This window comes from Synechococcus sp. Cruz CV12-2-Slac-r (genome assembly GCF_024346075.1).
GTDB lineage: Bacteria > Cyanobacteriota > Cyanobacteriia > PCC-6307 > Cyanobiaceae > Synechococcus_D.
Genome location: NZ_JAGQEK010000048.1, coordinates 1 through 11381, shown reverse-complemented (window position 1 = coordinate 11381; position 11381 = coordinate 1). Strand labels below are relative to the sequence as shown.

General features: G+C 50.8%; 8 protein-coding genes. 7 read left to right on the top strand and 1 reads right to left on the bottom strand.

Annotation, left to right across the window (positions count from 1 at the left end; genetic code table 11):
• A partial coding sequence (gene alaS, locus KB557_RS05635) for an alanine--tRNA ligase (RefSeq protein ID WP_255132131.1) occupies positions 1 to 2439 on the bottom strand: 2439 nt, incomplete at its 3' end.
• 99 nt (positions 2440 to 2538) lie between these two features.
• Here alaS and KB557_RS05630 point away from each other — a divergent pair.
• The 7 genes from KB557_RS05630 to KB557_RS05600 form a co-directional block, all read left to right on the top strand.
• Positions 2539 to 5610 (top strand): DEAD/DEAH box helicase, encoded by a 3072-nt coding sequence (locus tag KB557_RS05630; protein WP_255132128.1) that lies wholly within the window; start codon positions 2539 to 2541, stop codon positions 5608 to 5610.
• A gap of 1 nt (position 5611) precedes the next feature.
• A complete protein-coding gene (locus KB557_RS05625) occupies positions 5612 to 6463 on the top strand; it encodes an SWIM zinc finger family protein (RefSeq protein ID WP_255132126.1) in 852 nt (283 codons plus the stop codon).
• A complete protein-coding gene (locus KB557_RS05620) occupies positions 6460 to 7026 on the top strand; it encodes an MEKHLA domain-containing protein (RefSeq protein ID WP_255132124.1) in 567 nt (188 codons plus the stop codon). Before KB557_RS05625 ends, KB557_RS05620 begins: the two co-directional genes overlap by 4 nt.
• A gap of 22 nt (positions 7027 to 7048) precedes the next feature.
• A complete protein-coding gene (locus tag KB557_RS05615; RefSeq protein WP_255132133.1) occupies positions 7049 to 7468 on the top strand; it encodes an Hsp20/alpha crystallin family protein in 420 nt (139 codons plus the stop codon).
• An 80-nt stretch (positions 7469 to 7548) separates the two neighbouring features.
• Complete coding sequence (locus KB557_RS05610; RefSeq protein WP_255132122.1) at positions 7549 to 7908, top strand: hypothetical protein; 360 nt, start codon at positions 7549 to 7551, stop codon at positions 7906 to 7908.
• 12 nt (positions 7909 to 7920) lie between these two features.
• Entirely contained in the window at positions 7921 to 9642 is a 1722-nt protein-coding gene (locus KB557_RS05605; RefSeq protein ID WP_255132120.1) for a diflavin flavoprotein, read from the top strand.
• A partial coding sequence (locus tag KB557_RS05600; protein WP_255132117.1) for a flavin reductase occupies positions 9642 to 11381 on the top strand: 1740 nt, incomplete at its 3' end. The genes KB557_RS05605 and KB557_RS05600, both read left to right, overlap by 1 nt.

Below are 11381 nucleotides of genomic sequence, written 5' to 3'. Positions count from 1 at the left end.
CACCAGTGCCACTTTTGCTGGTTCTGCTACACCAGCGAGCAAAACCGCTGCCCCATCCCCGAGCTGCTCCTGTAGTTGCTGCGCGGCGGTTTGCATTCCATCAGCGCCAATCCCATCAAGCCGGGCCACCAAAATTTGATAATCCCCAACGGTTTCGGCCTGGTTCAGCAATGCCGCTGCTTTAACTAATGCCAATTCCTCCCGGGCTGCAGCTAGAGCCTTACCAGTGGCTTTTAATTCCTCCTGCAAAAGCGCAACCCGTTCCAGGATTTCAGTGGGTTGCACCTTGAAACGTTCAGTGAGCGCTTTAACCACCTCATCTCGTTGGTTTAGGTATGGCAACAGCGCTGAACCCGCCACTGCCTCGATACGGCGCACACCTGCAGCTACCCCAGCCTCGCTAATAATTTTGAACACCCCAAGTTCGGCGCTATTTGCCACATGGGTACCACCGCATAACTCCATCGACACACCCGGCACATCCACCACCCGCACCAGGTCTCCATATTTCTCACCAAACATCGCTACCGCTCCCGCTGCTTTTGCCTGCTCAATCGGCATCTCACTCACCTGCAAGCTATGGGCTGCAGTGATCCAGCTATTGATTAACGCCTCAATTTGATCCAGCTCCGATGGGGTAATGGCACGGGGCGAATGGAAATCAAAACGAAGCCGATCAAAATCCACAAGCGAACCGGCCTGGGATATGGCGGGATCCACCAACTGCTTCAGGGCCGCCTGCAGTAGGTGGGTGGCGGTGTGATTTGCCTGAGCGCGGCTGCGGCTAAAGCGATCCACCTGGGCCTGCACCACATCACCCACCGCTATAGAACCGCTTTCAACCTGGCCGCTATGTACATACACATTGCGGTTGCGTGTAACCGAATTTATCGCCACTTTCACAGCAGAATTGGCGAGCAGGCCCTGATCGCCAACCTGGCCACCCCCTTCGCCGTAAAAAGGAGTGGCATCCAAAATCAACTGCACCTGATCACCAGAATTAGCCTGCTGGGCTACTGCACCATTTACCAATAACGCCAATGCAGTAGCGGTTTGGTTTAGCTGTTTGTAGCCATTGAAGGTAGTAATAGCTGAAACTGCAACCACTTGATCAATCGCAGCCTGCAAGGTGAGATCAATGCTTACCGCTGCGGCCTTGGCCCGCTCCCGTTGGGCCTGCATTGCCATTTCAAACCCGGCAAGGTCCACCTTGAGACCATGCTCTGCGGCGATCTCCTCAGTTAGCTCCAAAGGAAAACCATAGGTGTCGTAGAGTTCAAAAGCCTGTTCACCACTTATCTGCAAGGGGTTAGCAGCCAACAGCTCCGCCAATAACTTCTCACCACGATCAAGGGTTTCAAGAAACCGGGTTTCCTCGCGAGCGAGCTCCACCAGGATCAACTCACGGCGCTCAAGCAATTGGGGATATGCCGCAGCCATCAATGCAATTGAGGCTTCTCCCATTGTCGCTAGAAATGGCTTTTCAATACCAAGTAGCCGTCCATGACGCACCACGCGCCGCAATAGGCGCCTAAGGATATAGCCACGGCCCAAGTTGCTAGCTGTTACGCCGTCACAAATAAGTTGCGTAATTGCCCGCGAATGATCGGCGATCACCTTTAAAGAAGTTTGCCCTTTGGAATCAAGATTTTGATAGTTAATAGCTGCAAGATTTGCTGCTGTTTCAATTAATGGATAGATCAGATCAGTTTCATAGTTGTTAGGCACCTGCTGAAGAATTTGAGCCATTCGCTCAAGGCCCATGCCGGTATCAATACATGGCTTTGCGAGAGGAGTTAGCTCCCCTTCTGCGTTGCGGTTGTATTGCATAAATACCAAGTTATAAAACTCGATAAAACGGGAGTCGTCTTCTAGATCAATGCCGATGTCGCCTAGTTCTGGTTTGAAGTCGTAATAGATTTCTGAGCATGGTCCGCAAGGACCGGTGGGGCCAGAAGCCCAAAAATTATCGGCTTCATCCATACGAATGATTCGATTTGGCTTAACGCCTACCAGATCGCGCCAGATCTGCTCTGCTTCGTCGTCTTCCCTGAAAACACTAACTACCAAATTTTTTGGATCAAGCCCATACACCTCAGTACTCAGCTCCCAAGCCCATTTGATCGCCTCTTCCTTGAAATAATCAGCAAAGGAAAAATTACCGAGCATCTCAAAATATGTGTGATGCCGCGCCGTACGGCCCACATTTTCAATATCGTTTGTGCGTATGCATTTTTGGCTGCTGGTAACCCGCGCCGCAGGCCGCTGCTGCTGCCCCAAAAAAACGGGCTTGAATGGCAACATGCCAGCGATAGTGAGCAGCACCGTGGGATCTTCCGGCACCAAGGAAGCGCTTGCCATTGGTTTATGGCCTCGCTGCTCAAAAAATTTAAGAAAAGCAGCACGAATTTCACTGCCGCTGCGGGGGGTAATTGCCATTTCGAAGCATTTCAAACCTGATGCAGCCATGATCTCGCAACGGCGATTCAATTCGCTGCCAGCGCCCAGCCATAGTGATGCGCTGGGGCGCTATTTCCTATGACCCTGCTGCATGCCGCGTGGCTGCAGAATTCTGCTCTGCCTTGCCTTGCCCTTTGGGCTGATAACTGGCAGGTAGCAACACCAATCGAGCTTGATCGGCTGGAGGCACCCCCGCTCCATCCGCTTGCTTTGTCTGAACCTGAATTATCAAATTGGTTGCAGCAACAGAAATTGTTGCCAGCAGGAACGCAGCATTTGGAATTGCAATTAAGCCTGCCCACCCGCAGTAATGGCCTGCCTTTGATGGCGGGTGAGTTGCTGCCAAAACAGCTGGAATGGTGGCCTTGGCGGGTGTCTGCCCTTGTATTACCAGCTCCCTTGGCAGCCACCTGGCTGAGCAAATTACCGCTAACTGGAGGCGGCAATAATTGTCTCAGCGATGAATTGCTCTGGTGGAGCCACCTGCAGCGCTGGGTATTGAGCTTGATCGCCCGGGGGCGTTGGCTACCGGCCGTGCATACAAATCGCTCTGGCCTTGCTAGTGGCCGTTGGGAACCGTTGCTCAACCATGAAAGCGACCGCCGCCGCCTGGAAGATCTAGCTAGCCGCATGCCCGCAGCAATCCACTGCGCCAATGCTCCTGAAATAGCTGAACTGGCCTGCATGCGACCAAGTGCGCCCCGCTTGCAACTCGCGGAAATTATTGCCGTTCTGCTCGATAGCCAGCTGCGTTCAGATCAAGCAACTTATTTCAATGAAATAGAAACTCCAAAATTAGACCCCTTACTAGCTGCCTGGCAGAGCTCGTTGCATTGCAGTGCAGCCGATTTGGAGCTTGTGGAAGGGGATTGCCAACGGCTGGCTTCCGCCACTGCCCATTGGCGCGAAACAGTGGCAGGAAGGATGGCTCCAGCAAGGGCTGTATTAGAGCTGCAGGTGCCAGCAGAGGGCAGTGAACTGTGGCAACTGCATTTCGGCCTACAAGCAGAAGCGAATCCAAGCCTGCGTCAACCCGCTGCAGCGGTGTGGGCCGCTGGGGCAGGCAAACTTCAATTGGGCGACATCAATGTGGCGGATCCAGCGGAATTATTGCTGGAGGGTTTAGGTAGGGCCTTAGTGGCTTTTGAGCCCCTCGGTCGCGGCCTAGAAACTGCCACCCCTGAGCAGATGCAATTGGCTCCAGCAGAAGCATTTGTGCTGGTGCGAACCGCTACTGCTCGCCTGCGTGATGTGGGGGTGGGAGTGGTGTTACCCGCAAGCCTCAGCGGCGGCCTAGCAAGCCGGCTCGGCCTGGCGATTAAAGCCGAATTACCAAGCGGAGCAACAGGTTTCAGCCTTGGCGAAGATCTCGAATGGAGCTGGGAGTTGATGATCGGCGGTGTAATGATCAGCCTTAAAGAGCTGGAACGGCTACAAGCAAAACGAAGTCCGTTGGTGCAACACAAGGGGGCATGGCTTGAATTAAGACCGGGTGATCTACGCAATGCCGAAAAGTTTTGCGCGCTTAACCCACCCCTAAGCCTTGATGACGCCTTAAGGCTCAGCGCAAACGAAGGGGAAAGCCTGCAGCGGCTGCCGGTGCATCAATTTCAAGCCGGTCCGCGCCTGCAAGCGGTGTTGGAGCAATACCACCAGCAAAAAGCCCCTGATCCGCTACCTGCACCGGAGGGATTTAGCGGGCAGCTACGGCCATATCAAGAACGGGGTTTGGGTTGGCTTGCTTTCTTGCATCGCTTCAACCAAGGCGCCTGCTTAGCAGACGACATGGGCTTGGGCAAAACAATTCAACTGCTGGCGTTTTTACAACACTTAAAAGCAGAAAAAGAATTGCGCCGCCCCGTATTACTGGTGGCTCCCACTTCAGTGCTCACGAATTGGAAACGGGAAGCGAATAAATTCACCCCAAAACTAAATCTAATTGAGCACTACGGGCCAAAAAGAGCAGCGACAGATGCTGCGTTAAGCAAAAGCCTAAAAGGGATAGATCTATGTTTAACAAGCTATGCCTTATTGCAAAGAGATAGCAATCTATTAAGCAATGTGGATTGGCAGGGGGTGGTAATAGACGAAGCCCAGGCAATCAAAAATGCTGCTTCAAAACAAAGCCAAGCTGCACGCCTGCTGGCAAAACCATCGCGCCAAGGGCGTTTCCGCATTGCCTTAACCGGCACACCAGTGGAAAACAGGGTTAGTGAACTGTGGGCACTAATGGATTATCTCAATCCCCGCGTGTTGGGAGAAGAGGATTTCTTTAAACAACGCTATAAGTTGCCGATTGAACGCTATGGAGATACGGCATCATTAAAGGATCTAAAATCCAGAGTTAAACCATTTATATTGCGCCGTTTAAAAACAGACAAATCAATAATTACAGATCTACCAGAAAAGCTTGAATTAAATGAATGGGTTTCCCTAAGCCCAGAACAACGCCGCTTATATACAAAAACCGTAGATGCAAGCCTGGAGGCAATCCAAAGAGCACCTCTTGGCAAAAAAAATGGCCAAGTTCTTGCTCTGCTCACACGTTTAAAACAAATCTGTAATCATCCCGCCCTAGCGCTTAAAGAAGAAACAGTAGGCGAAGGTTTTGCAAGCAGATCAGCTAAATTGCAACGGCTTGAAGAATTGCTTGAAGAGCTTTTAGAAGCCGGAGATCGTGCATTATTATTCACTCAATTCGCCGAATGGGGGCACTTATTACAAAGCCACCTGCAGCAACGCTGGCAGCAAGAAGTGCCCTTTTTGCATGGTGGTAGTAGTAAAAATGCTAGGCAAGCGATGGTGGATCGCTTTCAACTAGATCCGCGGGGTCCGCAATTATTTCTACTTTCGTTAAAAGCTGGTGGCGTTGGTTTAAATCTAACAAGAGCAAGCCATGTATTCCATATAGATCGCTGGTGGAATCCGGCTGTAGAAAATCAAGCAACAGACAGGGCCTACCGCATCGGCCAACAAAAGAAGGTGTTAGTGCATAAATTCATCACCACCGGCTCAATTGAGGAAAAAATAGATCAGATGATAAAAGAAAAAGCAAAACTTGCAGCCGATATTGTTGGCAGCGGCGAAGAATGGTTGGGTGGTTTGGAATTTACACAGTTAAGAAACCTGGTGGCCCTGGAGGAAAACTAAAATGACAAGCGGCAATAATATCACCACCCAATTAGGTAAAGATGGATTGGGAGAGCAGCCTTGGTGGGTGCTCGAGTGGATGGAATTAATTAATTCATATCGCTATAAGAAGCGCCTTGAAAGAGCTTGGATTTATGCCCGTGAAGGCAATGTAATTTCCATTAGGTTTGAAGGGCGTAGGGTACAAGCGGAGGTGCAGGGCACTGAATCAGAACCTTATAAAGTGCAATTGTGGCTTGATGTATTAACTGATGAAGATTGGGAATTTGTATTAGAAGCCCTCAGCCAAAAAGCGCGCTGGGCTTGCCAGCTATTGGCCGGGATTATGCCGCAGGATATCGAACGAGCCTTTGCCGCCAGTGGCCGCAGATTATTCCCTTTTAAATTAGAAGAAATCGGTAGTGAATGCAGCTGCCCAGACAAGGCAAATCCCTGCAAACATATCAGTGCTGTTTATTATTTGATGGGTGATCGTTTTACTGAAGATCCTTTTGTTTTATTCCAATTACGGGGCCGTAGCCGCAAGCAATTACTGCAGGCGCTAGCAGAAAAGCGCAAAATAATATTACAAAACAAGCAAGAAATTCCAGGTGCTTCTATTAATCAAGCTATTGAAAATTATGTAGATGCCGAGAAATGGTGGCAATACAATTCGCCATTAGATCCTGATTTAGTGGTGATCACGCCAGCCCTTGACAGCAGTGGCTTAGCAGAAGCTGGTGATCTACCACTGGCAGAGGAACCGCTTTATCCACAGGCGAAACAAATATTTTTGGAACACCTGCGTGAACATAGCAATCAAAAAGCGCAAGCAGCAATGTTGCTGGCGATGGCAACAAATGCAACTCCGTGAATCAAAACCAAAACAGCCCCAGCGATCCCCCCTGGCTTAGCCCTGAAACCCTGGGGCTGGTGGCTTTATTATTACAATCACATCAAAAATATTTTGGTAGGCCTCTATTACAAGCGAAAGGCACTCGCCTTGCAGCTCAAGAGCTGTTCATACTAGACCAAGTGATTCTTTGCCATAATGGCGCAGAAGATCCATGTTTTATTTATGCAAATAGAGCTGCATTGAATTTATTTAACCGCAGCTGGTCTGAGATGGTGGGTTTACCTTCAAGGCTTAGTGCAAGCCAACAGCAACGCTTTGATCGTGAAAAGTTTTTAGCGCAGGTAAAAGAAAAAAATTGGCTTGAGGGCTACGGAGGCGAACGAATTAATAGCCAGGGAAAACGGTTCCAAATTCGCGGTGCAAAACTATGGAATTTGATTGATGCAGAGTTGCATTACAGGGGCCAAGCCGCATGTTTTAGCGATTGGTGGTGGTGCGGAGAACCGAAGCCGGTAAGGAGCACCGAACCAAAAAGTTCGGTTCATACACTCCACAACAGCATTCCTTTTAACGATGCTTGATGGGTCTACTGAACTTCAACCAATGCTTACTCGCCACGCAACCCATTTCGATCTATTCGACAAACTTGAACAGCAATTAGCACAGGCCGAACGGGTGCCGGCCGCTGAAGTGCGTGAAACAAATGAAGGCTTCCAGATCAGCCTTGAATTACCTGGTGTTGATCGCCAATCAATCGATGTAAAAGCAACAGAACGCAGCTTGGTGGTTACAGCCAAACGCTGCATTCCAACATTTAATTCAACGGAAGATCAAAACCAAACACCCCAACAAAGTGCACCTGTAGTGAATGAGTTCCGCTATGGCACCTGGAGCCGTAGTTTCCACTTCCCCCGTGGCATCAACCGCGACCAACTAAAAGCCAACTACAAAGATGGCTTGTTGCATATCAATGCACCAAAAGCAGAATCCAATGCTGCTGTAACTGTTGCGGTAGAGGGTTAGTTCTGCAAAGGTGGCCCAGGGCACAGCCAATCCAACCTGCAACAACCGAGACTCACAATCTCACCCATGCATGGTTTCGGATGGAACTAATACGCGTGTGCACCAGCACCGCTCCTGGGCTGCGCATTTGGCTAAATGCTTTACGTAAAGATCTGATACGCCTTGGCCACCGCGTTGAAATCATCGATAACGGAGCAGTGCATGGGGCGCTGCGGGCAAGCCATCCCAACATTGTTGGGCTGCTTTGCCTTGATGCAACGCTCCAGCCGGATAGGGAACAAGGTGGGCTCGAGCTCCTAACCCGTTTGCAATGGCATGGGGAACCAGGCACCGATGAAACTTTGCAGCAGTTTCGCGATCAGGTATCTGCATTAGTGAGCTCGATACCGGGCTTAAGTTTGCGCAACAACAGTCCCAAGCCGGCCTTAGATTCGATCTAACGCAAATCAGCCATGGAGCCAAGGCTCACAGTGCAGCAGCTCGATATTGCTGCCGATACAACCACGTTGCGATCGCTTGATTGGGATCGCAGCCGTTTTGATATTGAATTCGGCCTGCGCAACGGCACAACATACAACTCCTTTTTGTTAAGGGGAGAACGCGTTGCCCTTGTGGATTCCAGCCATGCAAAATTCCGTAATCAATGGTTACCCGCACTAAAAGAGCTTATTAATCCCTGTTTGATCGATCACCTGGTTATTTCCCACACAGAACCAGATCATTCCGGTTTAGTTGCAGATCTATTGGATTTAAACCCAAACATGGAGGTGGTGGCTTCCAAGGTGGCGATCAATTACCTCGAAAGCATGGTGCATCGCCCCTTTCGCAGCCGAGCTGTTAAAAGCGGTGATCGCCTAGATCTCGGCGCAAATGCCAACAGTGGAATTCAGCACGAACTGGAATTTTTAAGCGCTCCAAATCTGCATTGGCCAGACACAATATTTAGTTTCGACCATGGCACCGCAGTGCTTTACACCTGTGATGCTTTTGGTTTGCACTATTGCAGCGAAGCAACTTTTGATGTTGATCCAGGTGCCATAGCACCAGATTTTCGTTACTACTACGACTGCCTAATGGGCCCGAATGCCCGCAGTGTGCTGCAAGCACTAAAACGCATAGACGCGCTTCCGCCAATAAAACTAATCGCTACTGGCCACGGCCCCTTATTAAGAGATCATCTCAAATTATGGTTAAACGACTACGGCGATTGGAGCCGTGAGCGCAGCAAAGGTGATCGCTACGCAGCTGTTGTTTACGTGAGTTTATATGGATTCTGTGATCGCCTGAGCCAAGCGATTGCTAGAGGTATCAATAAAACAGATTTGCCCGTGCAATTGGTGGATCTAAGGGGTACTGAACCCCAAGAATTGGCAGCCTTAATTGGAGAAGCAGCTGCAGTGGTGCTCCCCACCCCACCAGCCAATCGCGATAGCGATTTACAAAGCAATTGGGGAACCGTTTTAGCAGCTTTACAAGCGAAACAACCAGTGGGTTTATACGACGCCTATGGCGGCAACGACGACCCGATTGATGCTATTGCTGGCCAATTGCGCGAACTTGGCCATAGCCAAGCTTTTGCAGCTCTGCGCATTCGTAGTGTGCCTGATGCTGCCGCTTATCAATTGTGCGAAGAGGCTGGCACCGATTTAGGTCAATTGCTATTGCGCGACAAAGCGATAGCGGCGATGAAGGCTCTAGATGCAGATGTTGATAAAGCTCTAGGTCGCCTTAGTGGCGGCTTATATGTGGTAACAGCGCGGCAGGAAGAACGCAGTAGCGCCATGGTTGCTAGCTGGGTGAGCCAAGCGAGCTTTAACCCTCCCGGGCTAACGGTAGCTGTTGCTAAAGATCGTGCGATCGAGGCGTTATTGCAAATGGGCGATAACTTCGTAATTAATGTTTTGGCAGCTGAAAACCACCAGCCCCTACTGCGGCATTTCCTAAAGCGCTTTCCCCCCGGTGCTGATCGTTTTGAAGGTATAGCCACCTTAGATTCTGCCGCCATCGGCGGACCTGTATTAAGCGATGCTCTGGCATTTCTTGATTGCGTAGTGATGCAACGCATGGAATGCGCCGACCATTGGCTTATCTACGCCGAAGTGCGCAACGGCAACGTAGCTGATCAGCAAGCACTCACTGCAACCCATCATCGCAAAGTTGGAAACCACTACTAATGGAAGATCGCCGTGTTATTCAGATAGCGCTAGAGGAGGATTTGATCTGCCTGCGGGGGTTAAGCCCAAAGCGCTTGCGATTTGAGGTGGAGTATGGGCTGGAGCGGGGCACCTGCCACAACAGTTTTCTTCATACCAGTAGCGGTAATTGCGCAGCTGTTCTGGTGCATCCACCTGGGGATGCCTTTGCGGAGCCATTTTTAGAGCAACTAAAAGATTTAGTGCCCTTCACCAGCCCCCTCTCCGTGGTGCTAGGTGATGTGAACCCAAATCGGGTGGCCTTGCTGCAGCGCTTAGCAAAAAGCTGGCCCCAACTAAAACTGGTGGCATCTAATGCCGGCGCAAAACTGCTTAAGGAGTTATGGCACCAACAACGGCCGGGCACTGAGGAGCAAACTCCTCCACCAGCTTTAGCGCCATTGGAGGTGGTTAAACATGAACAGCTACTTGTATTACCCAATGGCCAAGAATTACTGCTATTGGCCTTGCCCACACCACGCTGGCCCGGCGGCTTAGCAGCCTTCCACCTCGCCAGTGGCCTATTGATGAGTGGTCGTTTCTTTGCCGCTCACTTTTGCACCGAAAGCTACGCCGAAATCAATTCCACCAGTAGTAGCGAAGATCGCCGCTACTACTACGACTGCCTGATGGCGCCAATGGCTAACCAGGTGGAAATAGTAGTTAACCGTTTAGAAGAATTAGCAATCCGTAGTATCGCTCCAGGCCATGGCCCCGCAATTGTGGATAGCTGGCGCAGCCTCCTGGCTGATTACCGCCGTTGGGGAGAAGTGCAACGCAAAGCGAGTATTGCTGTAACCCTTATTTATGCCAGCGCCTATGGCAATACCGCCGCTATAGCTGATGCCATTGCCCAAGGTATCGCCCGCACTGGCGTGCGCGTAAACAGCCTGAATTGCGAATTCAGCGACCCCGGGCTATTGCTAGATGGAATTAAGAATTGCAATGCCGTATTAATCGGCTCACCAACCTTGGGGGGGCATGCCCCCACCCCAATTGTTTCTGCCCTTGGCACCTTGCTTGCAGAAGGCGATCGCAGCAAACCTGTGGGGGTATTTGGCAGTTTTGGTTGGAGTGGTGAAGCGGTTGATCTGCTGGAAAGCAAACTTAGTGATGCAGGATTTAAGCAAGCCTTTGCAGCAATCCGGGTGAAATTCAAACCCGATGTTCAAACGCTTAAGCGCTGTGAAGAAACCGGCATGGCCTTGGCGAGGGAGTTGCAACAGCAACAAAAACGTCAACAAAAACGCACTGCTGGCGGCCTCAGTGAAAGCCGCAGCGACCCCGCAGTTCTGGCGCTCGGCAGGGTGATCGGTTCCCTTTGTGTATTAACGGCCCGTAAAGGGGAGGGGGAGCAAAGCCTTAGTGGTGCAATGGTGGCGAGCTGGGTAAGCCAGGCAAGTTTTCAACCGCCGGGTTTCAGTGTGGCGGTAGCCCGCGATCGAGCTGTGGAAGCACTGCTGCATGTGGGCGATCGTTTTGCTTTGAACGTGCTTGCCGCAGGCCGTGAATTAACAACGATGAAGCAGTTTTTACAGCCTTTTAGCCCCGGCAGCGACCGTTTTGCTGGCCTTGAATTGCGCAACAGCCCCGCGGGGCAACCCCTACTGCCAGATGCATTGGCATGGCTAGAAGCCACTGTGCAACAACGCATGGATTGCGGCGACCACTGGGTGCTCTATGCCCAAGTAACTGGCGGTGGCCTTTTTGATGAATCGGGC

What these genes read in the sequence shown, in the direction of transcription:
- KB557_RS05605 (WP_255132120.1), top strand. Translation starts at nt 7,921, where the DNA reads ATGGAGCCAAGGCTCACAGTGCAGCAGCTCGATATTGCTGCCGATACA.
- KB557_RS05630 (WP_255132128.1), top strand. Translation starts at nt 2,539, where the DNA reads ATGACCCTGCTGCATGCCGCGTGGCTGCAGAATTCTGCTCTGCCTTGC.
- KB557_RS05610 (WP_255132122.1), top strand. Translation starts at nt 7,549, where the DNA reads ATGGAACTAATACGCGTGTGCACCAGCACCGCTCCTGGGCTGCGCATT.
- KB557_RS05625 (WP_255132126.1), top strand. Translation starts at nt 5,612, where the DNA reads ATGACAAGCGGCAATAATATCACCACCCAATTAGGTAAAGATGGATTG.
- KB557_RS05615 (WP_255132133.1), top strand. Translation starts at nt 7,049, where the DNA reads ATGCTTACTCGCCACGCAACCCATTTCGATCTATTCGACAAACTTGAA.